The organism is Gemmobacter sp., from assembly GCF_046292685.1.
In the GTDB taxonomy this organism is placed as follows: domain Bacteria; phylum Pseudomonadota; class Alphaproteobacteria; order Rhodobacterales; family Rhodobacteraceae; genus Wagnerdoeblera.
The window spans coordinates 67,268-91,822 of record NZ_JBKBQM010000002.1 but is presented as its reverse complement, the minus strand read 5'-3'; the positions used below and the strand labels follow the sequence as shown (position 1 = coordinate 91,822).

Below are 24,555 nucleotides of genomic sequence, written 5' to 3'. Positions count from 1 at the left end.
CTGTCGTGCCCCCGTGCTGCGGGGATCAGTCGTGCTTCAGCCGCCGCTCTCCTTCGACGGTGAATGCCTTGGGGTCGATCACCCTGCCTTCGGCCTCGACGCGGCCGTCGGGGTGAAAGGTGACCGTGCCGTAGTCCGGGTCTTCGACCGTCAGCATAGCGTGCGGTCCGGTTCCCGCCAGCGTCAAGGCGGCATGTCGGGCGACAAATGCGTCCAGCGTCTCGGCCCGGCCGGTGCGCAGCAGCCACCAGCCGTGGCGGCCTGGCAAGCGCAGCTCGCATCCGGCGGCGGGGCCTTCGGTCACGCGCTCCAGCGGGGCGCTGGCCCGGATCAGCAACGCGCCGTCGCCGGAACGCGCCGCCGCCAGGTCGCCCGACAGGCGCAGGTCGTCGAAAGCCGGCGCGGGAAACCAGGCATGGGTGAAGTCGGGCTGTTCGGGCTGGCCATCGAACCACACCACGGCCAGCCCGCGATACTGCTGCACCCGCGGAATGCTGGCCGAGCCGCCCCAGTAGGACGGGCGCCCATAGCCGGAATGGATCACCTCGCCCGGCTGGTTGATCCAGACCTGGGCGTCGGGGTTGCGGCCCAGCCGCGCGTGGATCAGCGTTTCCTGATAGCCCCAGTCGAACCAGCGATAGCCCGCGGCCGACCCCATCGCCCAGGCCGGCGTCTTGGCATGGTAGAGTGCGGCAAAACGGTTTTCGCCTTGGGCAAAGGCCCATTCCTGTTCGCCCGCGTCCAGGCTTGCGCGCGCCGCCAGCGCCGGGTCGGGCTGCAACCCGTGGTCGCGGATCGCCAGCGCCAGCCCGGGCACGCAGTGGAACCGCGCCCCGAACCGGCCCAGCCCCCACAGCATCCGCGTGATCGCCGACAGTTCCAGCGTGCGACCTGCGCGCAGCGTATGCTCGTAGCTGCGCCCCTGCGCTGCGGTCAGAATGCCGTGGTGGCAGGAATTGGCGACATGCTCCAGCAGCCGCCCGATGCTGCGGCCGGCGCGGTCGCGGATATCGGCATCGGGGGCCAGGGCGAACAGCGCCGTCAAGCCCTTGAGGTCGATGGGGAAATAGGGGGCCGAATTGAACTCGGCCATCTCCCAGGCCTCGAAATGGTCCAGCCAGGCGCGCACGCGCGCGCGCCCCACCGCCGCCTGTTCCGCCCCCTTGCGCCCGGAACGGGCAAAGGTCGCATCGGGCAGCAGGTTGCCCGCCAGATAGGCCGAGGTGTGAAACAGCAGCGCATGGTTTTCGCTGAAATACCACTGCACATCGTTGCCGGGTTCGTCCATCCAGTAGCGATAGCCGAGGATCGCCGCGTCGATCCGCGCCCGCAGCCGGTCGGACAGCAGCTGCCCGAAACGGATCCGGCCCCACAGCAGCGGCACCAGCGCGAAATCGGCGCAATCCCAGCAATCCTCGATCGCCGGCAATGTGGCGTCGATCATCGCTTCGGTGCGCGCGTCGCCCCGACCCAGCGCAAGGCGCGCCAGTGCTGCCACGGTATCGGGCTCGCCGCGTTCGGCGACCCAGTCCAGCGCCTCGGCGATGCGGGCGGCAGGGTCGGCCGGGGCAGGGCCCTGAGCCGCGGCGTCGCAGACCTCGACCCCGAAGGTGCGGGTGGCGGCAAAGCCCTGCGCCGACAGGGTGGTGATGAAGTGGCGAAAGTCGCCCGGCAGGTTTTCGGCCCGGTCGATCACCAGCCGCTGCCCCATTGCGGGCAGGTGGCGGGTCAGCGCTGCGGGGTGGTGCGACATGAAATCGCCCTCGACCCGCACCGATACGTCCACCGCAGCCGGAATCGGGTGCGGCAGCACCAGCGCCACCTCTCCGCCCGTATAGGCAGGCGCGTCGAAGTGCATGGTGGCCAGTGCGGTTTCGACCGCCCGGGCCAGATCGGTGCTGCACGCCACCGGAATGCCTGCGCTGGCCGCCGGCCCCGACAGCCAGTCGAGCTGCACGTAATAACGCGCATCCCGCTCGGCCAGGTCGTCGAACCACAGCCGGATCGTGTTGTCGCCGGCCTGCAAGGTCACGTCGAATTCGGCCACCGATTCGGCGTTGCGCCTGTAGGGGGCCATCCAGCCGGCTTCGGCGCCGTTCACCCACAGCACTGCACCGCCGCAGGTGCGCAAGGCCAGACGGGCCGCACCGGCCGCTTCGGCCCGGATCACGCATTCCGCCCAGGTGCCCAGCTGCGTCGGCCGGAACCAGAACCCCGACAGGTCCAGCCGGGACGATCCGAAAGGCAGCCAGTTGCGCACCGGCTGGAATTCGCCGGCAGCCTCCGGGCGCCGGCCGCGCCGCTCGGCGGCAAACTGCGTGCGGCAGGGGTATTCGTGCGGGATGAAATTCTTGTCCTTGGTCAGGAAGAAAAAGGGGTCCATCTCGCCCTGCATCGCCATGTCGGGCAGGTCGTAGCGCGCCTGCGCGGTGGCCCCCACGCGCCAGTAGCCAAGCGCGGCACCGGGGATCAGAGGATGAGACAGAAAGCCGCTCATGTTCGAAAACCTATCGAAGTTGCGCCACCGGCACCGGCATCACGTCGGTGTAGGCCTGATTTTCCCCGGTCATGCCCCAGACAAAGGCATATGGCCCGGTGCCCGCGCCCATGTGGATCGACCAGGCCGGCGACAGCACGATGTCGCCATCGGCCACGATCAGGCTGCGCGTGTGCTCGGGGGTGCCCACCAGCTTGACGACCCGGTCCTCGGGCGCCAGATCGAAATAGCAGTAGGCCTCCATCCGCCGGTCGTGCACATGGGGCGGCATCGTGTTCCAGACCGACTCTTCGACCATGTCGGTAATGCCCATCAGCAGCAGGCACGAGGGCGCCACTTCGGGGTGGATATACATGCGCAGGGTGCGGATGTTGGAGTTGCGCGCCTCGCCCAGATGCAGCGGCTTGGCCTCGGCCCGGCGGATCAGCCGGTGCGGATGTTCGGCCCCGGCCGGCACGGAGTTGAGGTAGAACCGCGCCGGCGCCTCGGGCGTGTCGCTGGCAAACGTCACCGACCGCGCCCCGCGCCCGACATAAAGGATATCGCGGTTTTCAAGCCGAAAGGCGGTGCCGTCCACCGTGACCGTCCCCGGCGCGCCAAGGTTCGCCACCCCGGCCTCGCGCGCATCGAAGAAATGCGGCGTGCCGACATCGGCGCCCGAACCGAGGGTCAGCGGCGCCGCCCCGGGCACCGCGGCCCCGACGATCATGCGGTCGATATGCGTATAGGTCAGCCGCAGGCCGCCGCCAAAGGCGCCTTGCACCAGAAATTCGGCCCGCATCCGGTCGGTATCCCAGGTGCGGTAATCCAGAGGGTTCACGCCATGGCGCATGTCCATCAGGCGGCCTCCTGCACGGCCAGCTGGCCCTCGGCCTCGACCAGGCACAGGATCGCCAGCGCCTGACCGTAGCCGGTGGGTTGCAGCGGGATGTCGCGGTAGAATTGCAGATCGTGCCCCATGCGCGTGCCGTAGCTGACGTTCTGCACCGTGCCGCTGGCGTCGATGTTGGCCAGCACCGCGGCCAGGGCGCGCCATCCGGCCGCCGCCCAGTCGGCCCCGCCGATACCCTGACGCGCCGCCTTGAGCAGCCCATAGGCAAAGCCAGCAGTGGCGCTGATTTCCTCGTAGCTGGTCGGGTCGTCCAGCAGCGTGCGCCAGGCGCCGCTGGCGGTCTGCAAGCCCAGCAGGGCGCGCACCTGCGATTCCAGCACGCCTTGCAGATACATCTGCACCCCGCCCGGCAGCACCCCGGTTTCGAACAGATCGAGGATGCAGGCGGTGACCCAGGCATTGCCGCGCGCCCATCGGGCGCGGGCAAAGTTGTGGCGGCCTTCGAAGGTCCAGCCGTGGAACCACAGCCCGGTTTCCGGGTCCGACAGATAGCGGGTGTGCACCAGAAACTGCCGGATCGCTTCGTCCACCAGTTCGGCGCGGCCCGAAGCCTGGCCATAGCGCGCCAGAAACAGGCCGGCCATGAACAGCGTGTCGTCCCACAGCTCGCCCGGGTTCACCTTGTCGGAAACGTCGTGCTGAAAACCGCCTTCTTCGGTGCGCGGGGCTTCGGTCATCAGCCGGTTTGCCCAGGCATCCAGCGCGGGTTGCCAGCGCGGATCGCGCGTTTCGGCCCAGATCATCGACAAGGCCAGCATCGGCGCGGTGGTGTTGATGTTCAGCCCCGGCAGCCCGCGGTCCAGATGCCGGGCATACCAGCCTTCCAGCAGCGCCAGCAGGGCCGGGTCGCGGTGCCGGCGCCACAGTTGCGCCAGGCCGTAAAGCCCCACGCCTTGCGGCCATTCCCAGCTGTCGAAGCTGATGTAGTCGCCGGCCGTTCCGTCGAGGTTCGGTTCGTGAAACCGCCCGTCGTGGCGCAGCGCGGTCAGGCCCTGAACCAGTTGGCCCAGCTTTTGCCGGATCAGGTCGGCTTGCGGTTGCATGATCCCCCCAAGGGCAACGCGATGTCTGGCCTTTGACAATGCGGTTGCAAAAAATTTGCGCAATCTGTAAAATTCTTGCAAACACGGAGCCTGCCATGCGCGCCTCGCCCCCCGGCAAACGCAACAAGGCCACCCGCCGCATCCGGCTGGAGGATCTGGCCGAGGCTTGCGGCGTTTCGGTGGCCACCGTGTCGCGCGCCTTGTCGGGGGCGGGCGGGGTGCGCGCCGATCTGGCCGAGCGGATCCAGAAAAAGGCGCAGGAGTTCCGCTATGCCCTGCCTTCGACCCTCGCCGGTCAGCACCTGCTGGTGGTGGCAAGCCCGGCTGCCTTGCAGGATTATGCGCGCAGCCAGTTCACCCTGAACGTCATGCAAGGCATCGAGGAACGCGCCCGCCTGCTGCGCGCCGAGGTGGTGACCCTTGCCCATGACGGCAGCGCGGCCGAGCGGCTGGCCCTGGCGCAACAGGCGGCCGATGCCCGCGTGGCCGGCGTGTTGCTGCTGACGCTCGATTCGCCCGAGCTGCTGGCGGCGGCGCGCGGGTTCGGCAAGCCGGTGGTGCTGGTCAACGGCGACGATCCGGCCATGCAGCTTTCGTCGGTCGCCCCCAGCAACCGCGCCGCGGCGGCCCTGGCCACCGACCATCTGATGCGCCTGGGCCACCAGCGCATCCTGTTGCTGACCCGTCCGGGGCGGCGCACCATCGAACGGCGGATGGAAGGCTGGCGCGACCGCATGGGGGGCTTCGACCCGTCGCTGGTGGTCGAGGTCGCGGATTGGCTGCCCGAACTTGCGGCCGCCGCCCTGACCGACCGGATCAGGGCCGGGGGGCGTGATTTTACCGCGGTGCTGGCCACCGGCGACAGTCTGGCCCTGGGGGCCTTGCAGGCGCTGGCCGCACTGGGCTTGCGCGTGCCGGCGGACATGTCGGTGATGGGGATGGACGGCTTGGCGCAAGGCGCCTTTGCCAGCCCGCCGCTGAGTGCCGTGGAAATGCCGATGAAGCATATCGGCGCCGCTGCCGTCGATCTGCTGCGCGACCTGCTGACGGCCGGCGCCACGCCGGCGCGGCGCATCGAGCTGGCCTGCCGGTTGCTGGTACGCGGGTCTTGCGGCCCTGCGCCGGGGCTTACAGCCCCAGCTTCCGCATCACCAGGTCATTGACCGCGGCCGGGTTGGCCTTGCCGCCCGTCGCCTTCATCACCTGGCCCACGAACCAGCCGGCCAGCTTGGCGTTGGCCTTGGCCTTTTCGACCTGCGCGGGGTTGGCGGCGATGATCTCGTCCACCGCGGCCTCGATGGCGCCGGTATCGGTGACCTGCTTCATCCCGCGCGCCTCGACGATGGCGGCCGGGTCGCCGCCTTCGGTCCAGAGGACCTCGAACAGATCCTTGGCGATCTTGCCCGAGATGGTCTGATCGGCCAGCAGGTCCAGCAACCCGCCGAGTTGCGCCGCCGAAACCGGGCTGTCGGCGATGCCGCGGCCTTCCTTGTTCAGCCGGCCGAACAGCTCGTTGATGACCCAGTTTGCCGCCTGCTTGCCATCGCGCCCGCGGGCCACCGCGTCGAAATAGTCGGCGGCGTCCTGTTCGGCGGTCAGTACGCTGGCGTCATAGTCGGTCAGGCCGTAGTCGCCCATGAACCGCGCCTTCTTGGCGTCGGGCAGTTCGGGCATCCGGGCGGCGATGTCATCGACCCAGGCCTGATCGATCTCCAGCGGCAGAAGGTCGGGGTCGGGGAAGTAGCGGTAATCGTGCGCTTCCTCCTTGGATCGCATCGAACGCGTTTCGCCCTTGTCGGGGTCGTAAAGGCGGGTTTCCTGCACCACTTCGCCGCCGTCTTCCAGAATGGCGATCTGGCGGCGCGCCTCGTATTCGATGGCCTGCTGGATGAAGCGCATGGAGTTCATGTTCTTGATCTCGCAGCGCGTGCCGAGGTGGCTGAAATCCTGCGTTTCCTGATAGCTTTCGTAGGCGCCGGGCCGGCAGACCGACACGTTCACGTCGGCCCGCAGGTTGCCGTTCTGCATGTTGCCGTCGCAGGTGCCCAGATAGCGCAGGATCTGGCGCAGCTTGGCCACATAGGCCGCCGCTTCCTCGGGGCCGCGGATGTCGGGGCGGCTGACAATTTCCATCAGCGCGACGCCGGTGCGGTTGAAATCGACAAAGGACAGGTTCGGGTCCATGTCGTGAATCGACTTGCCCGCGTCCTGTTCCAGATGGATGCGTTCGATCCGCACCCGGCGCGCGATGCCGGGGCCCATCTCGACGATCACTTCGCCTTCGCCCACGATCGGGTGGTAAAGCTGGCTGATCTGGTAGCCTTGCGGCAGGTCGGGGTAGAAATAGTTCTTGCGGTCGAAGGCCGACATCAGGTTGATGCGCGCCTTCAGCCCCAGCCCCGTGCGCACCGCCTGTTCGACGCAGAATTCGTTGATGACCGGCAGCATCCCCGGCATCGCGGCATCGACGAAGGCCACGTTCGAGTTCGGCTCGGCCCCGAACGCGGTCGAGGCGCCGGAAAACAGCTTGGCGTTCGACGACACCTGCGCGTGGATCTCCATGCCGATCACCAGTTCCCAGTCGGCTTTCGCCCCGGCGATGACTTTGGCTTTCGGCGGCTGGAAGGTCAGATCAAGCATCGGGTTCCCCGCAAGACGGCGTCAGCCGTTCCTAGTCGCTGGGGCGCGGGGCTTCAAGATGCTTGTCAGGCCGCGCTCGGGTCGCACAGCCGCAGCCCGGCCGGGGTGGCGCGCAGGCAGGCCCCGATGCGCAACTCGGGCAGGAACGCCTCGGCGATCCGCCGCCGGGCCTGCGCTTCGGGCAGATCCCAGGCGGCAGGAACCAGGGTGTTGAGGCATTCTTCCAGCAGCTGCCGGTAACTGGTGCGCAGCAGCGGCCGCAGCGGCGCGGGTGCCGTTTCGCCAAGGCGGGCCCAGTCGGCCGCGATCCGGTTGACCGCGCCCTGATCCTTGTGGCGGTGTCGCGCCAGATCCAGCATGGCAGCGGCAAGACGTTCGGGGTCGATGCGGTTCCACACCGCCGGGGCGGCAGGCAACACCGGCAGCAGGAACAGCGCATAGCCGCCCTTGCCCAGCCAGCGTTCGGTTTGCCACTCTGCACGCTCGGCCGCTGCCGCCAGGGGGGCAAGATCGCCCTCGGACGACCGGATCAGCTGGGCGGCGTGGGTTTCCCAGACGGCGGCATCGGCCGGGTCGAGGTCGGCCCAGTCGTCGTGGGCGTCGTCGAGGTCGTGCCCGCCTTGCGGCCAGGCCCGGGCCAGGCGGTAATGCGCCTCGGCCAGCAGCGGCGAGGCCATGGCCGCCGGCTCGAACGGGTCGATCCAGCGCGCCGCCTGTTCGGGATCGTGCCCGCCGCGCAGAAGCGCAAGCGCGGCCAGCGCGGCGGCAACCGGGTCTTGCGGGGCTGCCGCTGCACGGGCGGCAAAGGCTTCTGCGGCTTCGGCGCCGATCAACGCATGTGCCGCGATCCGGGCCTTGCGCGCGCCCTGCGGGGTGGCGGCGCGCGTCATGTCCCACTCGTGGATCAGCGCGTGCACGCCCGACCAGTCGCCTGTGCCGGTCATGGCGCCGACCTCGGCTGCCACGGCGGCCGCCGTCAGGTCGGCGGGCGCCCTGTCCAGCACCGGCAGGTCCAGCGCCGTGCGCAGGCGGCGGTCCGAGGGCGCGCCCAACCCCAGCTTGCGCACCAGGTGCAGCCCGCCTTGCGCCAGTTGCCCGACCGGAAGCGACAGCCGCAGCGTATGGGCGGGCAGTTTCAGGCGTGAGGGGGCGGCGTCGGTCATGGCGGTGCTCCGGGATCAGGCGCTGTTTCTGCGGTTCGGTTCGGCCCTGGCGCGCAGGTCGTCGCGCAGCGCCGACCAGGAGCCGAACTGCGCCATGCGCGCGACATCGGCATCGACCAGCGCCTCGACCGCCGGGCCGCTGGACGGCGGCGCAAGCATGGGCTGCGACGCGGCGCGCGGGTTGGCCGTGGCCTTCAGCAGCCCGGCAATCATGCGAAGAAAGGGGCGCCTGGCGCGCGGAATTGGCGGGACGGAATCGGCAACGTAGGTCATTGCGCTTGTCTTTCTTGGTGCTGGTCTTGGCATCCTGGCCGCGCCCGGCGGCGAAAATCGGGCCTTGCAAGGGTCATTTCGGGACCAAACCGGCGGCTTTCCGCCCGAATCCGGCCTGTGGCAGGGGGGCGGGTTGCCAGACCGCCATCCTGCAAGGCAGCCCTTGCGGGCCGGACACTCGGGTCCGGTGCCATCGGACCGGATTGATGACCTCTGTCACCCGCTTGCTGCCTGCCGCCCTGACCCTCGGGTTTCTTGCCGTTTCGCCCGCGCTGGCCGAAGTGCCCGTCGCCCGCTGGGACCACCGCCCCGAAGCCGGTGCCTGGACGCAGGCCACGCTGGTTGCCCTGAAAGGCACGGGAAAGCGTCTGGTGCAAAGCGTGCCCGCCGACATCGCCACCTTCTGCCCGGCCTATACCAAGGCGAACGAAGCCGACCGTCGCGCCTTCTGGGTCGGGCTGTTCTCGGCGCTTGCCGAGCACGAAAGCACCTGGAACCCGCGGGCCAAGGGCGAAGGCGGCAAATATCGCGGCCTGCTGCAGATCGCCCCGGGCACGGCGCGCGCCTATGGCTGCGATGCCGGGGCGCTGTATGACGGCGCCTCGAACCTGGCCTGTGCGGTCAACATCGCATCGGAACAGGTCGAGGCGACGGGCGTGGTTGCCGGTGGGCCCGGCGGATGGGGCGGGTTGGCGGCCGACTGGGGCCCGATGCGCAACCGCAGCAAGCTGGCCGAGATCGCCGCCTGGACGCGCGAACAGGCCTATTGCCAGCTCGATTCGCCGAAGACTGTTGCGCCCAAACCCTATGGTCCGCCGGAATATGCGGGCTAAGGCTGATATCGCGCAAAGAACTTCGAGTATGCGCGCTTTCGGCGCCTGAAATCGCGAAGAAATCTCGGCCCGGCGCAGCTAAAACCCGTGCAACGCGAACAGGAGCACGGGCACATGCGCATCATCGTTCTGGGGGCTGGGGTCATCGGGGTCACGCAGGCGTGGTATCTGGCCCGCGCCGGGCATGAGGTGACGGTCATCGACCGCCAGCCGGGGCCTGCGCTGGAAACCAGCTTTGCCAATGCAGGCGAAATCAGCCCCGGCTATTCGGCGCCCTGGGCGGCGCCGGGCATTCCGCTGAAGGCGCTGAAATGGGCGTTCCAGCGCCACGCGCCGCTGGTGCTGCACCCGACGCTGAACCCCGGCCGCCTGCGCTGGCTGGCCGAGATGCTGTCGAACTGCACCACCCCGGCCTACCAGCGCAACAAGAGCCGCATGGTGCGGCTGGCCGAATACAGCCGCGATTGCCTGACCGACCTGCGCCGCGAAACCGGCGTGCGCTTTGACGAACGCCAGCAAGGCACGCTGCAACTGTTCCGCACCGAAGCCCAGGTGGCTGCGGCCGAAAAGGACATTGCCGTGCTGAAGGCCGACGGCGTGCCGTTCGAGGTGCTGGACCGCGCCGGCTGCATCGCCGCCGAACCCGGGCTGGCCGCAGCCGCCGACCGCATCGCCGGTGGCCTGCGCCTGCCGGGCGACGAAACCGGCGACTGCTTCAAGTTCACCAATGCGCTGGCCGACCGCGCCGCAGCGATGGGGGTGACCTTCCGCTACGGCGTCGGCATCACCGGCCTGGGTGCCAGCATGGGCCGCGTGACCGGGGTGGAAACGACCGAAGGGGTGATGGTGGCAGATGCCTATGTGCTGGCGCTGGGGTCGCTGTCGCCCAGGCTGGTGGCAGGGCTGGGCCTGCGCCTGCCGGTGGAGCCGGTGAAGGGTTATTCGATCACCCTTCCGATCGTCGATGCCGCGCGGGCGCCGGTTTCGACCGTGATGGACGAAACCTACAAGGTGGCCATCACCCGCCTCGGCGACCGGATCCGCGTGGGCGGTCTGGCAGAGATCGCCGGGTTCGATCTGTCGCTGAACCCGCGCCGTCGTGCGACGCTGGAAAAGTCGGTGGGCGAGCTGTTCGGCGGCGCAGGCGACCTGGCGTCGGCAAGCTTCTGGACCGGCCTGCGGCCGATGACCCCGGATGGCACCCCGATAGTAGGCGCAACCCCGCTGGCCAACCTGTGGACCAACACCGGCCACGGCACGCTGGGCTGGACGATGGCCGCCGGTTCGGGCGCGGTGCTGGCCGACATGATGTCGGGGCGCGCGCCGCAGATCGATACCGAAGGTTTCGGGATGGCGCGGTATGCGAGCCGCCGCACCCGGCCGGCGCGCGCGGCGGGCGCCTTGCGCCCGGCCAGCGCCTGAAATGCGACAAGGGCCCCCGGCAGCGCCGGGGGCCCTTGCATTTCGCGCCGCAGGCCCGCCGGTCAGCCGGCCAGCATCCGGGCGATTTCGTCCTTCAGCCGGGCGCGTTCGCGGCGCAGTTTCTGTTCGTCTTCTTCCGACATCACGTCGACACGGGTTTCCGCCCGGTGCACGGCGCGGTTTACCTCGTCGTATTCCTTGCAGATACGGGCGAAATGGGTGTTCGCATCCTGCAGCATCTGCAGCCGCACCACCTGGGTCGGGAACTCGTCGGCCAGCAGGTGAGGGGTGTTGGACATGTCGCGCTCCTTCTTCTTTCGACATCCCGTTTCTGGCGGTGCAAACCAGTCGGCGCCTTGATCCGTGTCAAGCCGCCGGGGCTTGCGCCACGATCTGCGGCGTGGCCCTCATAGCCTGGGCCAAGGCGGCAAAGCGCGCCTGCGCCACCTCGGCGAACAGGGCCTGGCCCTTGGGGGTCAGCGCCAGTTCCAGCACCCGCTTGCGCGGGTTCCAGCGCAGCGACCCGGCCTCGGACGGGTCGCCAAGCGCGAACATGGCGCCAAAGCGCATCGCCTTGCCCAGCACCTCGGCCTCGCGCAGCTGGTCTTCGTCGAGCAGGCGGAACATCGCCTCGAACCGCGACCCCGCCCGGCTGTTCTTGTAGCGGTGCAACAGCGCCAGCCCCAGGAACACCCGCCCGGGGTGGTCGAGCCCCCCCAGGTTCGCGCGCGTCGCATTGTCGAAGCAGACCTCGGCCCGGTAATCGGGATGCGCGCGCCAGGTGGTATCGTGCAGCAGGCAGGCTGCCTTGATCAGCCGCAGCCGGTCGGGGCTGGCATCCTTGAACAGGGGCGAAAGAAACGCGAACAGCTTCTTGCCGAAGCCGGGGATGCGCGCTTGCGTGGCTTCGGCCATGCGCGCGGCCTCGATCAGCGGGTCGCGTTCGCGCAGGCGCTGGGGCATCTGTTCGTACAGCAGCCCCTCGCGGATGCCGTAGGAGGACACGTCGATTTCCTTCGGCTTGAACAGCCGCACCATGGCGCCCAGCACCTCGCAGGCCAGCGGCACCAGGTCCATGCGTTCGGCCGAAGTGCCGGTGCGGGCCCGCAAGGCGCTCAGGTCGTTGCGCCCGATCCAGTCGATCGTTTCCAGCACGTTCTTGGGCGTCATGCGGTATTCGTGCAGCACGGTCAGCGGATAGCCGCGCCGCTCCATGTCCAGCCGGGCGATGACGCGCCAGCTGCCGCCGACCAGATAGACGCGCAGGCCTTCGGGCTCGACCGTTGCGGCGGCCTTGCGCAGCACGCGCTCGATCAGCTTGCGGCGGTCCTCGGCGCTGCCGGTGACCTGCTGCAACCGGAACGGTCCCAAGGGGGTGGAAACCCGCTTGCCGACCTGGCCCTTGCCGATCCGCGCAAGTTCCATCGAATTGCCGCCGATGTCGCAGACGATTCCGGCCGCATCCGGCCAGCCCAGCAGCACCCCTTGCGCCGAAAGCCGTGCTTCCTCGTCGCCGTCGATCACCCACAGCTTCAGGCCGGTTTCGCGTTCCACCTCGGCCTGGAAGTCGGGGCCATCCTCGGCCTCGCGCGTGGCGGCGGTGGCCACGACCGTCATCGGCGAAATCTTCATGCCTTCGGCCAGCAGCGCAAAGCGTTTCAGCGCGGCCAGCGCCCGGATGCGGCCTTGCGGGTTCAGCCGCCCGGTTTCGGCCAGCCCCTTGCCCAGGCCGGCCATGATCTTTTCGTTGTAGAAATAGGCCGGGCTGCGCGCTGCCCCATCGAACACCACCATCCGCACCGAGTTCGAGCCCACGTCCACCACCCCGACCCGGCTGAGCGCGCGGGCAGAGGGGTCTTCGAACAGGGGGCGGCCGAAGGGCTCGAAATCGTCGCTCATGAAGTGTCCCACTGGGCTGCGGCTGGGCCGGGGGGCGCCACCCCCGCCGGCCCCGCGGTTAGTCGGGAACAGATGCAGAGGCAAGCATGGGTTTGCGCCCAGAGTGGGGCGCCTGCTGCGGCCGCGTCAATCCCAGGAATGCGCGAGGCGCGGCACATCGGCGGCGCCGGCGCTGCCGCGCCCCGAAAGCGAGGGGTTTTCCATGAAGAACCGGTGGCAGGAAAACAGCTTGCCATCGGTGGCGTCCAGTTCGCGCAGATAGCGCCCGTCGGGGCTCAGCACCCAGCTTTGCGCCTCGTCCGCCAGATTCGCCGCCATGATCTGGCTTTCGATCTGTGCCTTGACCGTGGGATTGAGGATCTCGACCAGCGTTTCCACCCGGCGGTTGAGGTTGCGCCCCATCCAGTCGGCCGAACTGATGAACACCCGCGCCTGTTTCGACGGCAGCCCATGCCCGCTGCCGAAGCACACGATGCGGCTGTGTTCCAGAAACCGCCCGACGATCGACTTGACGCGGATGTTTTCCGACAGCCCCTTCACGCCCGGGCGCAACCCGCAGATGCCACGGACAACCAGGCTGATCTTCACCCCCGCCTGACTGGCGGCATAAAGCGCGTCGATCACCTCGGGGTCGATCAGGCTGTTCATCTTGGCCCAGATTTCCGCCTTGCGGCCGTGGCGGGCGTGCTCGGCCTCGGCGGCGATCAGCCCAAGCAGGCGCGGCTTGAGCGTAAGCGGCGAGATCGCAAGGTTTTCCAGCCCCTCGGGCTGGGCATAACCCGACAGATAGTTGAAGACCTTGGTCGCATCGCGCCCCAGCGCGGGGTCGCAGGTGAACAGCGACAGGTCGGTATAGATGCGCGCGGTGATCGGGTGGTAGTTGCCGGTGCCGAAATGCGTGTAGGTCACCAGCTGGTCGCCTTCGCGGCGCACCACGGTGCTGATCTTGGCGTGGGTCTTGTAGCGGATGAAGCCGTAGACGACATGCGCGCCCGCGCGCTCCAGCCGGCGCGACTGGCGGATGTTCGACGCCTCGTCGAAGCGGGCCTTCAGCTCGACCAGCGCGGTGACCGACTTGCCGGCCTCGGCCGCCTCGCACAGCGCGTCCACGATCGGGCTGTTGTAGGAGGTGCGATACAGCGTCTGCTTGATGGCCAGCACATCGGGGTCGCGGGCGGCCTGTTGCAGGAACCCGATGACCTGGTCGAACGTCTCGTAAGGGTGGTGCAGCAGCATGTCCTTTTGCCGGATGGCGGCAAAGATGTCGCCATCGTGGTCGGTGACCCGTTCGGGCACCCGCGGCGTGAAGGGCGGCCACAGCAGATCGGGGCGCGACGGCAGCACCAGTTCCTTGAGGTCGGCGATGCCCAGCATGCCCTTGACCTCGACCACCTCGTCCTCGGACACGCCCAGTTCGCCCATGATGAGCGATTTCAGCGCCGGCGGCGCCCCGGCGGTGAACTTCAGCCGGATCACCTCGCCCCGGCGACGCCGCTTCAGCGCGGTTTCGAACTCGCGCACCAGGTCTTCGGCCTCGTCCTCGACCTCCAGGTCGCTGTCGCGCAGCACGCGGAACGCGCAGTGCCCGATCTCGTCGTAGCCGGGGAACAGGCTGGACAGGTTCAGCAGCAGCAAGTCTTCCAGCGGCAGGAACCGGCGGGTGCCGTCCTTTTCCGGCAAGGGCACGAAACGGGAAATCTGCGCCGGAATCGGCAGCAGCGCCTGCAACTTGCGCTTGTCGCTGCTGCGCTCCAGCTCCAGCGCCAGCGAGAAGCCGGTGTTGGGAATGAAGGGGAAGGGGTGCGCCGGGTCGATGGCCAGCGGCGACAGCACCGGGAACACCTGGGCCAGAAAGTGGTCGCGCAGATAGGTGCGGTCGCCCTGGGTCAGCCGCGCCCGGGTCAGGATCGAGATTCCGGCCGCGTCCATGATGCGGGTCAGGGTCTTGAACGTCTTTTGCTGCGTCGCCATCAGGTCGCGCGCATCGGCGTTGATCCGGGCCAGCTGTTCGGCCGGGGTGCGCCCGTCTTCCGAAGGCAGGCCCTTGCCCGAGCGGGCAAGCTGGCGCAGCCCCGCCACGCGGACGGTGTAGAATTCGTCCAGGTTGGTGGCCGAGATCGACAGGAACCGCAACCGCTCCAGCAAGGGCACGCGCGGGTTCGCCGCCTCGTCCAGCACGCGCCAGTTGAAGGCGAGCCAGCTGAGTTCGCGGTTGAAGAACCGCCGCGGGCCCGAGATTTCGTCTGCGGGCAGTTCGACGGGGGCAGGGAAGGGGGCGGAAAGGAAATCGGCCTGGGTCATGGCGCCTGCATGGGGCTGAAAGGTAACCGCCATATGACGCCGCTTGCGGGCGCGGCGCAACGGGTCAGTCGTCGTCGAACAGCCCCGGGCCTTCGAACCATTCGGCGGCCATCTGGCGGGTGACCGGGCGGCCTTCGGCCAGGGCCCGCGCATCGAGTGCGGCCACGATCTCGCGCGCGGCGGCCAGCGACCGGGTCATCCGCGGCAGCAGATAGTCGATCACCTGCGGCGCCACGGCAAGCTGGCGATCGGCAAACTGCTTGACCATGACCGCGCGCAGCAGCGTGTCGTCGGGCGGGTCCAGCCGGATCAGCGTTGCCGCCTGCAACCGGCTGGCAAGGTCGGGCAAGGCCAGGCCCCAGTCGCGCGGCGGCTGGCGCGCGGTAACCAGCAGCGGCAACCGGCGTTCGGCCAGCAGGTTGTGCAGGTGAAACAGCGCGGTTTCCCAGCCCGGCCCCCGGGCGCGGTCGGCATCCTCGACCGCAAGACCGGTCCGCGCGAGGTCGGGCAGGTCGGCGCCGGCAAGCCCAGCCGCGTCGATCACCTGCGCGCCGGCGTCTGCGGCCCAGACATGGGCCAGATGCGTCTTGCCGGCACCTTCGGGGGCGACCAGCACGGCCTTGCCCCCCGGCCAGCCCGCCCAGGCATCCAGCGCCGCCAGCGCCTGCGCATTGCCGGGGGCGACCAGGTAATCGGCCCGGCCCCGCGCCTCGCGCAGCGGCAGGTCAAGGGTCAACTGGCGGCTCATGCGTCGGAATCCGGTTCCCGGGGCAGGTTCGCCGCACGGCCTTCGCGCCCGCGATACAGCAGGCTGCCGGTATACTGCCCGGCAAAGAACCGCACCAGAACGCCGATCGAGGCGGCAACCGGCACCGCCACCAGCATGCCGACAAAGCCGAACACGCTGCCGAAGGCCGACAGTGCGAACAGCAGCCACACCGGGTGCAGGCCCACCGAGTTGCCCACCAGCCGCGGCGTGATGACATTGCCTTCCAGAAACTGGCCAAGCGCAAAGATCGCCGCGACGATGCCGATGGAAACCCAGTCGCCCCAGAACTGGAACAGCGCCAGCCCGATGGCCAGCGCCCCGCCCACCAGCGCGCCGACATAAGGGATAAAGGTGATGGCCCCCGCGATGGCGCCGACCACCAGGCCGAATTGCAGCCCGGCCGCGGCCAGCGTGACGGCGTAATAAATCCCCATCGCCAGGCAAACCGACAACTGCCCGCGCACGAAGGCGGCCAGCACCCTGTCGATGTCGGCAGCCAACTGGCGGATCACCGGCGCATGATCGCGCGGCAGCATCTCGTCGATGCGCGCGACCATCCTGTCCCAGTCCAGCAGCAGGTAGAACGCCACCACCGGCACCACCACGATGAACAGCACCGCATCCAGCACCCCGATGGCCCCGCCGATCAGGGTATTGGCCAGCTCCATCCCCTTGGCGCGCACCGTTTCGCCCACCTGCGCCAGCGATTGGCGCACGGTCGAGGTTTCGTCGGACAGTTCGGGAAAGCGTTCCAGCAAAAAGCCCTGCAGCCGCTTGACGATATCCGGCGTGGCGTTCACCAGCGCCGTCAACTGGTTGATCAGCGTGGGAATCACCGCCAGCACCAGCGCCACCGCGATCAGCAGAGCGGCCAGCGAAATCAGCGTGGTTGCCGCAGCTCGCCCCAGGCCCATGCGTTCCAGCCGGTCGGCCACCGGATCGAGGAAATAGGCCACGGCGCCGCCGACGACAAAGGGCAGGATCACCCCCCCCAGCGCCCACAGCACCACAAGGAACCCCACCGTTGCAATGCCCCAGTATTTCAACTGGTCCTTGACGGGCAGGGCCATGAGCGGTGTCCTTCGGCTGCGGGCGCGAGGGCCAGATGTGGCGCAGCGCCGGGGTGGTTGCAAGGGCCCCCTGCCGCGTTCAGCGCAAGGCCGCTTCGGCCGCCTTGCCCAGGCGCAGCAGGCGTTCTTCGGCCAGGGGCGCGCCCAGCAGCATCAACCCGCAGGACGGTTCGGCCGTGGGCAGGCTCAGGCCGCAGCCGTCCATGAGGTTGCCGATGCGGGTGTTGCGCAAGGCCAGCAGGTTTTCGCTGACGTAATAGTCGCTGTCGGTCATCAGCCGCTCGCGGTCGGGCGGCAGGATGGGCGAGGTCGGCAGCGCAACCGCATCGAACCCCGCAACCGCCGCGCGCCAGATGCCGCGGATCGCCTCCAGCCGCCGCCAACCGGCCACGTAATCGGCCGCCGAGGCCCCGGCCCCGGAACGAAAGCGTTCCAGGATGCGCGGAAACATCCGTTCCGGCGCGGTTTCGATGGTGTCGCGCCAGATGCCCCAGGCTTCGGCGGTGAACAACAGGCCGGCCAGGCTCATGGCCTCGGCCACTTCGGGAACCGCGATGCGTTCGATCCGGGCCCCGGCGCGGCCCAGGCGCGCCAGCGCATCGTCAAAGCCGCGGGCAGGCGCGGCGCGCACATCGTCCAGCGCTACGGTTTCCAGCACCGCGATCCGGGCGCCCGAAAGGCTGGCACCGGCCAGGTCGGGCGGCTGCCTGCCCTCCAGCGCGGCCAGCATCAGCGCGCAATCCTCGACCGTGCGGCACAAGGGCCCGACGGTATCGAACCGTTCGCACAGCGGCACCACCCCGGCCAGCGGCAGGCGGCCATGCGTGGTTTTCAGGCCCACGAGGTCGTTCCAGGCCGAAGGAATGCGCACCGATCCGCCGGTGTCCGACCCGACCGCCGCCGCCGCCAGCCCGAAGGCGACCGAGGCCGCAGCCCCCGAGGACGACCCGCCCGGCACCGCCGCCGGGTCGTTGATGCAAGGCGGCGTCGCCGTGACCGGGTTCAACCCCAGCCCGGAAAAGGCCAGTTCCGACATGTGGGTCTTGCCCAGGCACACGAGCCCGGCGCGGGTCGCCTTTTCCAGCACCGGCGCATCGCGGGTGGGCGTGCGCCCGCGCAGCAGGGCCGAGCCTGCCTCGGTGGCCACACCGGCGGTGTCGAACAAATCCTTCCAGCTGACCGGCACCCCGTCCAGCGGCCCGCGCCGCAACCCGGCCCGCGCGCGGCCATGCGCCGCCATCGCTTCGGCGCGGGCGCGGCTGGGGGTGGTGCGGGCATAGATGCGCGCGGCCTCGGGCGCGCGGTCGATGGCGTCCAGAAACGCCTCGACCAGTTCCACGGCGTGGATGCTGCCGTCGCCGATGCCGCGGCCCAGTTCGGCGGCAGGTTGCACGAGCCAGTCCTTGCCCAATCCTCGGTCTCCTTCGGCGGCCTTGCGCCGGTGGCCCCGGCCCGCGCGGGGGCTCCGCCCGGAACCGCAGGTTATGGGCAGCGGGCGAGCTTGCGCAAGAGGGCGCCCGGAACAAGGCGCGCCCCCCCACCGCCGCGCCGGTTCACGCAAGCGCGACATCGGCGCGCAGGGCATTGGCGGCACGAGGGTGCGGGGCTATAGTCGCCGCCATGATAACCGAACTCGGACACTTCGCACTTTCGCTGGCGCTGGCAGTGGCGCTGATCCAGACCATCGTGCCGCTGGTGGGCGCGCAAAAGGGCTGGTCCGGCTGGATGGCGGTGGCCGACCCGGCCGCCACCACGCAATTGCTTCTTGTGGGCTTTGCCTTTGCGGCGCTGACCCATGCCTTTGTCACCTCGGACTTTTCGGTGGCACTGGTGGTCAGCAACTCGCACACGCTCAAGCCGATGATCTACAAGATCTCCGGCGTCTGGGGGAACCACGAAGGATCGTTGCTGCTGTGGGTGCTGATCCTTGCGCTGTTCGGCGCCTGCGCCAGCTGGTTCGGCGGCAACCTGCCGGCGGCGCTGAAGGCGCGGGTGATTGCGGTGCAAGGCTCGATCGGGGTGGCGTTCCTGGCCTTCATGATCTTCACCTCCAACCCGTTCGAGCGTATGCCCGTGCCGCCGATGGACGGGCAGGATCTGAACCCGCTGCTGCAAGACCCCGGCCTCGCCTTCCACCCGCCGTTCCTTTACCTCGGCTATGTCGGCCTCAGCATGGCGTTTTCCTTTGCAGTGGCAGCACTGATCGAAGGCCGGGTCGATGCGGCCTGGGCGCGCTGGGTGCGGCCCTGGACGCTGGCGGCCTGGGTGTTCCTGACCATCGGCATCGCGCTGGGGTCGTGGTGGGCCTATTACGAACTGGGCTGGGGCGGTTTCTGGTTCTGGGATCCGGTGGAGAATGCCAGCTTCATGCCCTGGCTGATCGCGGCGGCGCTGCTGCACAGCGCCATCGTGGTGGAAAAGCGCGAGGCGCTGAAAAGCTGGACGATCCTGCTGGCGATCCTGGCCTTCGGGTTTTCGCTGATCGGCACGTTCATCGTGCGCTCGGGGATCATCACCTCGGTGCATGCCTTTGCCAACGACCCCGAGCGGGGCGTGTTCGTCCTGCTGATCTTTGCGGTCTTCGTGGGCGGCGCGTTGACACTGTTTGCTGCCCGTGCCGGCGCGATGGAGGCGAAGGGCGTGTTTTCCACCGTCAGCCGCGAATCCGCGCTGGTGCTGAACAATGTGCTGCTGGCGGTATCGTCGTTCGTGGTGTTCATCGGCACCATCTGGCCGCTGGTGGCCGAAATGCTTTGGGACCGCAAGCTTTCGGTCGGCCCGCCGTTCTTTGATGCAGCGTTCACGCCTTTTGTGGTGGCGCTGGCGATGTTGCTGCCGCTGGGCGCCGTGCTGCCGTGGAAGCGGGCCGACCTGGGCCGGGCCATGCAGCCGCTCTGGGGCGTGCTGGCGCTTTCGGTGGCCGGCGGGGCGCTGACCTTTGCCATGCAGACAGGGCAGTCGGCGCTGGGGCCGGTGGGGCTGGCGCTGGGGCTTTGGGTGGTGCTTGGCGCGGCGGCCGACCTTTGGGCGCGCACCGGGCGCGGGGCCCTGGCCGGGCGGCTGAGCCGCCTGACGCGCCTGCCGCGCGCCGACTGGGGCAAGGCAACGGCGCATTCGGGGCTTGGCGTCACCATCTTTGCAGTGGCCGGGCTGACGGCCTGGGCGGTCGAGGATATCCGCGTGGTCAAGATCGGCGAGACGTTCGAGGTTGCGGGCTATCGCATCACCCTGAACGACGTGCGCGAGGTGCAGGGGCCCAACTACCGCTCGACCATGGCCGAGATGGCGGTGCAGGACGGCGCGCGCAGCTTTACCCTGACCCCGGAAAAGCGCATCTACCCCGCCGCCGGGATGCCCACCACCGAGGCCGCCATCGACTATGGCTTCTGGCGCGATGTCTATCTGGTGATCGGCGACCCGCAGGAGAACGGCGCCTGGGCGGTGCGCAGCTACATCAAGCCCTTTGCCAACTGGTTGTGGGGCGGGTGCATCATCATGGCGCTGGGCGGGCTCATCAGCCTGTCCGACCGGCGTTACCGCATCGCGGCGGGGGCGCGGCGCAGCCCGGCGCAAGGGGTGCCGGCGGAATGATCCGGGCCGGCGTCCTGGCGCTGCTGCTGGCGCTGGCCGCGTTGCCGGCCGCGGCGGTGCAGCCCGACGAGGTGCTGGCCGACCCGGCGCTGGAAGCCCGCGCGCGCGAGATTTCCCGCGACCTGCGCTGCCTGGTCTGTCGCAACGAAAGCATCGACGAATCCAACGCCGATCTGGCGCGCGACCTGCGCCTGCTGGTGCGGGAACGCCTGGTGCAGGGCGACAGCAACCAGGAGGTGCTGGCCTTTGTCGTGGACCGTTACGGCGAATACGTGCTGTTGCGCCCTCTGGCCACCGGGTCGAACCTGATCCTGTGGGTGGCGGGTCCGGCGATGCTGGTGCTGGGCCTGGTCGCGGCAGGGCTGTATCTGCGGCGTCGCCAGATGGCCGCGGGCGCCCCGGCCGACGCACTGAGCGACGAGGAAAAGCGCCGCCTCGCCGAAATCCTGCGCGACTGACGCGAGGTCCGGGGTTTCGGGCGGTATCGTCCGCGCTAGGATGGCCGCGCGGCACTGGGGCAGGGGGCAGGCATGACCTATCGGACCATCGACTACGATCTGACCGAGGGTCAGGCGACCATCACGCTCAACCGGCCCGAGGTGATGAATGCGCTGAACGCCACGATGCGGGCGGAACTGCGCGATGCCGTGCAGCAGGCGACGGCGGCTTCGGCCCGGGTCGTGGTGCTGACGGGGGCGGGTCGGGCCTTCTGTTCCGGGCAGGATCTGGGCGGCGAAGGCAACCTGGGCGATATCGACCTGGAACGCATTCTGCGCGACGAATACGAACCCATGCTGCAAGCCATCGTCGAATGCCCGGTGCCGGTCCTCGCGGCGGTGAATGGTGCCGCGGCGGGGGCCGGTGCCAACCTGGCGCTGGCCGCCGATGTGGTCATCGCAGCCGAGTCGGTCGTGTTCCTGCAGGCCTTCACCCGCATCGGGCTGATGCCCGATGCCGGCGGCACCTGGGCCTTGCCGCGCCAGGTGGGCTGGCCACGGGCGATGGGGGCGGCGCTGTTTGCCGAAAAGATCCCGGCCCGGCAAGCCGCCGACTGGGGCATGATCTGGGAAGCCGTGCCCGACGACCGCTTCGCCGCGCACTGGCAGGCCCGCGCCCGCCACATCGCCACCGGCCCGACCGCCGCCTTTCGCGCCATCAAGGAGGCGCTGCGCGCCTCGGCCGGCAACGACTATCTGACCCAGCTCGGGGTCGAGGCGCGCCTGCAAGGCGAACTGGGCCGCACCCGCGACTTCCGCGAAGGCGTCATGGCCTTTCTCGAAAAGCGCGCGCCGGGGTTCGAGGGGCGGTAGCCCGCGCCAACGCCGGCCATTTCCCATGAGGCCCGCCGGCCTCGCCCTTGCCCGGCCCTTGTTGCAGCGGTAGGAACGGCGCATGACGACCTATCCCACCCCCCGCGGCACGTTGACCCTTCACCGCCCGCTGTCCGACCTGACCTGGCTGCGCGTCGGCGGGCCGGCGGATGCGCTGTTCCTGCCGGCCGACGAGGCCGACCTGTGCGCGTTTCTGGCCGCGCTGGACCCGGCTCTGCCGGTGTTTCCGATGGGGGTGGGCAGCAACCTGATCGTGCGGGACGGCGGCCTGCGCGCGGTGGTGGTGCGGCTGGGCAAGGGCTTTGCCGATGTCGCGGTCGAAGGCGACCGGGTGATCGCCGGGGCGGCGGCGCTGGATGCGCGGGTGGCGCAAACGGCGGCGGCAGCGGGGCGCGACCTGACCTTCCTGCGCACCATTCCCGGCACCATCGGCGGCGCGGTGCGGATGAACGCCGGGTGCTATGGGGCGTATGTTGCCGATGTGCTGGAAAGCGTGCGCGTGGTGACCCGCGCCGGCGCGGTGGAAACCCTGCCGGCGGCGGCGCTGGACTTGCGCTATCGCCAGTCGGACCTGCCCGAGGGGACGGTGATCGTGCAGGCGACCTTTCGCGCCCCCGCCGGCGACCCGGCCGCACTTGCCGCCCGCATGGCCGACCAGATCGCCCGGCGCGATGCCAGCCAGCCGGTGCGCGACCGCAGCGCCGGGTCCACCTTTCGCAACCCGGCAGGGTTTTCCAGCACCGGCCGGGCCGATGACACGCACGAGCTGAAGGCGTGGAAGCTGATCCAGGATGCCGGGATGCAGGGCGCGCAGCTGGGCGGTGCCCGCATGTCGGACAAGCACGCGAATTTCCTCATCAACACCGGGGGCGCCACGGCCGCCGATCTCGAATCGCTGGGCGAATCGGTGCGAGAAAAGGTTTTGCAGACCTCGGGAATTTCGCTACAGTGGGAAATCATGCGCGTCGGCGAACCGGCGCCGTGCAACGGGCGGTAAAGCCCGCACAACCATAAGGGGCGCAGCGCCCCACGAGGCAGAAGATGGCAGGCGGTTCGGGCAGAACACCCGCCAAGGTGGCTGTATTGATGGGGGGGCCTTCCGCCGAGCGGGAGGTGTCGCTGTCGTCGGGGCGCGAATGCGCCAACGCCTTGCGCGCGGCAGGTTTCCAGGTGGTCGAGGTCGATGCCGGCCCCGATCTGGCTGCGCGCCTGTCCGACATCCGCCCCGACGTCGTGTTCAACGCCTTGCACGGCCGCTGGGGCGAAGACGGCTGTGTCCAGGGCCTGCTGGAATGGCTGCGCGTTCCTTACACGCATTCGGGGGTTCTGGCCTCGGCGCTGGCGATGGACAAGCAGCGCACCAAGGAGGTCTATCGCGCCCACGGCCTGCCCGTGGTGCACAGCGTGCTGGCCCCGCGCGAGGCGGTTTCGGCCGGGCATGTGCTGCCGCCGCCCTATGTGGTCAAGCCCTTCAACGAAGGGTCGTCGGTCGGGGTCTATATCGTGCCCCCCGGTTCGAACGCGCCGCGCCTGGCGGCCGACATGCCGCAGACCGTCATGGTCGAAACCTATGCGCCGGGGCGCGAACTGACCGTGTCGGTGCTGGGCGACCGGGCGCTTTGCGTAACCGAGATTCTGACCGACGGCTGGTATGACTATGACGCAAAATACAAGCCGGGCGGCAGCCGGCACGTGGTGCCGGCCGATCTGCCCGCCGATATCACCGCGGCCTGTCTGGATATGGCGGTGCGCGCCCATGCGGCACTGGGGTGCCGGGGGCTGAGCCGCACCGATTTCCGCTGGGACGCGCCCCGCGGCCTGGCCGGCCTGATCCTGCTGGAAACCAACACCCAGCCGGGCATGACGCCGACGTCGCTGGCGCCCGAACAGGCGGCGCATTGCGGCATCAGCTTTCCCGAGCTGTGCCGCTGGCTGGTGGAGGATGCCTCGTGCGACCGCTGAGAGCCCCCGCCGCCACCCGCCGCGACCCGGCGCCCTCGCGCTGGGCCTACCGCTGGCAGCGCCTGTGGCTGACCCCGCTGTTCCGGCTGACCGTGCGCTTTGTGCTGCCGCTGGCGCTGATGGCCGGCAGCGTGGCGCTCTATCTGGCCGACGAGGGCCGGCGCGGCGCGATCCATGCCGTCTATGCCGACCTGCGGTCCGAGTTCCAGAACCGGCCGGAATTCATGGTCAACCTTGTGGCGATCGAAGGTGCCTCGCCCGTGCTGGCCGAGGCGATCCGCGTCGGGCTGGCGCTGAACCTGCCGCGGTCGTCCTTCGACATCGACCTGCAGGCGGCGCGCGCGCGGGTGGAAACCTTCGACGCCGTGGAGCGGGCCGACTTGCGCATCGTGTCGGGCGGCGTGCTGCAGGTGACGGTCACCGAACGCGCCCCGGCGCTGGTCTGGCGCGCCCCCGACGGGCTCTGGCTGGTGGATGCCGGCGGGCACAAGGTTGCGCGCATCGGCGCCCGGTCCCTGCGCGGCGACCTGCCGCTGATTGCCGGGCAAGGGGCGGCCGATGCCGCGCCCGAGGCGCTGGCCCTGGTGCAGGCCGCCGGCCCGCTGGTGCCGCGCCTGCGCGGGCTGGTGCGCCTGGGCCAGCGCCGTTGGGATCTGGTGCTGGACCGCGACCAGCGCATCCTTTTGCCGCAGGAAAACCCGGTGCGCGCGCTGGAACGCCTGCTGGCGCTGGACCAGGCCGAATCCATCCTGGCCCGCGATATCATGGCGGTGGACCTGCGCCACGATCGCCGACCCACCTTGCGGCTGTCGCCCGACGCCGCCGAAACCCTGCGCCAAGTCCGACTTGCCCAGACCGGAGGATGAGTG

21 protein-coding genes are annotated in these 24,555 nt (G+C 69.3%); 9 read left to right on the top strand and 12 right to left on the bottom strand.

Annotated elements, in window-relative coordinates; genetic code table 11:
- Window positions 1-25 precede the first annotated feature (25 nt).
- The 3 genes from ACK4S2_RS01040 to ACK4S2_RS01030 are packed head-to-tail and all read right to left on the bottom strand — an operon-like array spanning window position 26 to window position 4,432.
- Window positions 26-2,497: a hypothetical protein gene (locus ACK4S2_RS01040; RefSeq protein ID WP_409619433.1), complete on the bottom strand. Its 2,472-nt coding sequence runs from the start codon at window positions 2,495-2,497 to the stop codon at window positions 26-28.
- A 10-nt stretch (window positions 2,498-2,507) separates the two neighbouring features.
- Complete coding sequence (gene kduI / locus ACK4S2_RS01035) at window positions 2,508-3,335, bottom strand: 5-dehydro-4-deoxy-D-glucuronate isomerase (protein ID WP_409619431.1); 828 nt, start codon at window positions 3,333-3,335, stop codon at window positions 2,508-2,510.
- Window positions 3,335-4,432: a glycoside hydrolase family 105 protein gene (locus ACK4S2_RS01030; RefSeq protein WP_409619429.1), complete on the bottom strand. Its 1,098-nt coding sequence runs from the start codon at window positions 4,430-4,432 to the stop codon at window positions 3,335-3,337. The genes kduI and ACK4S2_RS01030 overlap by 1 nt, the downstream gene beginning before the upstream one ends.
- A gap of 95 nt (window positions 4,433-4,527) precedes the next feature.
- Between ACK4S2_RS01030 and ACK4S2_RS01025 the strand changes: the two genes are divergently transcribed.
- Window positions 4,528-5,595: a LacI family DNA-binding transcriptional regulator gene (locus tag ACK4S2_RS01025; RefSeq protein WP_409619427.1), complete on the top strand. Its 1,068-nt coding sequence runs from the start codon at window positions 4,528-4,530 to the stop codon at window positions 5,593-5,595.
- Here ACK4S2_RS01025 and gatB read toward each other — a convergent pair.
- The 3 genes from gatB to ACK4S2_RS01010 all read right to left on the bottom strand — a co-directional run bounded on the left by gatB (window position 5,561) and on the right by ACK4S2_RS01010 (window position 8,508).
- A complete protein-coding gene (gene gatB / locus ACK4S2_RS01020; RefSeq protein WP_409619425.1) occupies window positions 5,561-7,072 on the bottom strand; it encodes an Asp-tRNA(Asn)/Glu-tRNA(Gln) amidotransferase subunit GatB in 1,512 nt (503 codons plus the stop codon). The two genes, ACK4S2_RS01025 and gatB, sit on opposite strands and share 35 nt — an antisense overlap.
- 65 nt (window positions 7,073-7,137) lie before the next feature.
- Complete coding sequence (locus tag ACK4S2_RS01015) at window positions 7,138-8,235, bottom strand: hypothetical protein (protein WP_409619423.1); 1,098 nt, start codon at window positions 8,233-8,235, stop codon at window positions 7,138-7,140.
- A gap of 15 nt (window positions 8,236-8,250) precedes the next feature.
- The gene (locus tag ACK4S2_RS01010) at window positions 8,251-8,508 is read right to left on the bottom strand and encodes a hypothetical protein (RefSeq protein WP_409619421.1); all 258 of its coding nucleotides are present in this window, start codon (window positions 8,506-8,508) and stop codon (window positions 8,251-8,253) included.
- Window positions 8,509-8,714: 206 nt separating this feature from the next.
- Between ACK4S2_RS01010 and ACK4S2_RS01005 the strand changes: the two genes are divergently transcribed.
- Both ACK4S2_RS01005 and ACK4S2_RS01000 read left to right on the top strand, forming a co-directional pair.
- Complete coding sequence (locus ACK4S2_RS01005; RefSeq protein WP_409619419.1) at window positions 8,715-9,341, top strand: transglycosylase SLT domain-containing protein; 627 nt, start codon at window positions 8,715-8,717, stop codon at window positions 9,339-9,341.
- Window positions 9,342-9,428: 87 nt separating this feature from the next.
- Complete coding sequence (locus ACK4S2_RS01000) at window positions 9,429-10,763, top strand: D-amino acid dehydrogenase (protein ID WP_409619417.1); 1,335 nt, start codon at window positions 9,429-9,431, stop codon at window positions 10,761-10,763.
- A gap of 62 nt (window positions 10,764-10,825) precedes the next feature.
- Here the strand turns inward: ACK4S2_RS01000 and ACK4S2_RS00995 are convergent, their stop codons facing one another.
- The 6 genes from ACK4S2_RS00995 to ACK4S2_RS00970 all read right to left on the bottom strand — a co-directional run bounded on the left by ACK4S2_RS00995 (window position 10,826) and on the right by ACK4S2_RS00970 (window position 18,213).
- On the bottom strand, window positions 10,826-11,062 hold the full coding sequence (locus ACK4S2_RS00995; protein ID WP_409619415.1) for a YdcH family protein: 237 nt from the start codon (window positions 11,060-11,062) through the stop codon (window positions 10,826-10,828).
- A 67-nt stretch (window positions 11,063-11,129) separates the two neighbouring features.
- Window positions 11,130-12,662 (bottom strand): Ppx/GppA family phosphatase, encoded by a 1,533-nt coding sequence (locus ACK4S2_RS00990; RefSeq protein ID WP_409619413.1) that lies wholly within the window; start codon window positions 12,660-12,662, stop codon window positions 11,130-11,132.
- A 126-nt stretch (window positions 12,663-12,788) separates the two neighbouring features.
- The gene (locus ACK4S2_RS00985) at window positions 12,789-14,963 is read right to left on the bottom strand and encodes an RNA degradosome polyphosphate kinase (protein WP_409619503.1); all 2,175 of its coding nucleotides are present in this window, start codon (window positions 14,961-14,963) and stop codon (window positions 12,789-12,791) included.
- Between the two features lie 64 nt (window positions 14,964-15,027).
- Window positions 15,028-15,711 carry a chromosomal replication initiator DnaA gene (locus ACK4S2_RS00980; RefSeq protein WP_409619411.1) on the bottom strand — a complete coding sequence of 228 codons (684 nt, stop codon included), beginning with the start codon at window positions 15,709-15,711 and terminating at the stop codon, window positions 15,028-15,030.
- On the bottom strand, window positions 15,708-16,802 hold the full coding sequence (locus ACK4S2_RS00975) for an AI-2E family transporter (protein WP_409619409.1): 1,095 nt from the start codon (window positions 16,800-16,802) through the stop codon (window positions 15,708-15,710). The genes ACK4S2_RS00980 and ACK4S2_RS00975 overlap by 4 nt, the downstream gene beginning before the upstream one ends.
- Before the next feature lie 79 nt (window positions 16,803-16,881).
- Window positions 16,882-18,213 (bottom strand): amidase, encoded by a 1,332-nt coding sequence (locus ACK4S2_RS00970; protein ID WP_409619407.1) that lies wholly within the window; start codon window positions 18,211-18,213, stop codon window positions 16,882-16,884.
- A gap of 209 nt (window positions 18,214-18,422) precedes the next feature.
- Between ACK4S2_RS00970 and ACK4S2_RS00965 the strand changes: the two genes are divergently transcribed.
- From ACK4S2_RS00965 to ACK4S2_RS00940, 6 genes are all read left to right on the top strand, one after another.
- Entirely contained in the window at window positions 18,423-20,393 is a 1,971-nt protein-coding gene (locus ACK4S2_RS00965; RefSeq protein ID WP_409619405.1) for a heme lyase CcmF/NrfE family subunit, read from the top strand.
- Window positions 20,390-20,851: a cytochrome c-type biogenesis protein gene (locus ACK4S2_RS00960; RefSeq protein WP_409619403.1), complete on the top strand. Its 462-nt coding sequence runs from the start codon at window positions 20,390-20,392 to the stop codon at window positions 20,849-20,851. The genes ACK4S2_RS00965 and ACK4S2_RS00960 overlap by 4 nt, the downstream gene beginning before the upstream one ends.
- 72 nt (window positions 20,852-20,923) lie before the next feature.
- Entirely contained in the window at window positions 20,924-21,703 is a 780-nt protein-coding gene (locus ACK4S2_RS00955) for an enoyl-CoA hydratase-related protein (protein WP_409619401.1), read from the top strand.
- 82 nt (window positions 21,704-21,785) lie between these two features.
- A complete protein-coding gene (murB, locus tag ACK4S2_RS00950; RefSeq protein WP_409619399.1) occupies window positions 21,786-22,721 on the top strand; it encodes a UDP-N-acetylmuramate dehydrogenase in 936 nt (311 codons plus the stop codon).
- Window positions 22,722-22,765: 44 nt separating this feature from the next.
- Window positions 22,766-23,686: a D-alanine--D-alanine ligase gene (locus ACK4S2_RS00945; protein WP_409619397.1), complete on the top strand. Its 921-nt coding sequence runs from the start codon at window positions 22,766-22,768 to the stop codon at window positions 23,684-23,686.
- On the top strand, window positions 23,674-24,552 hold the full coding sequence (locus tag ACK4S2_RS00940) for a cell division protein FtsQ/DivIB (protein WP_409619395.1): 879 nt from the start codon (window positions 23,674-23,676) through the stop codon (window positions 24,550-24,552). The genes ACK4S2_RS00945 and ACK4S2_RS00940 overlap by 13 nt, the downstream gene beginning before the upstream one ends.
- The last annotated feature ends 3 nt before the right edge of the window (window positions 24,553-24,555 follow it).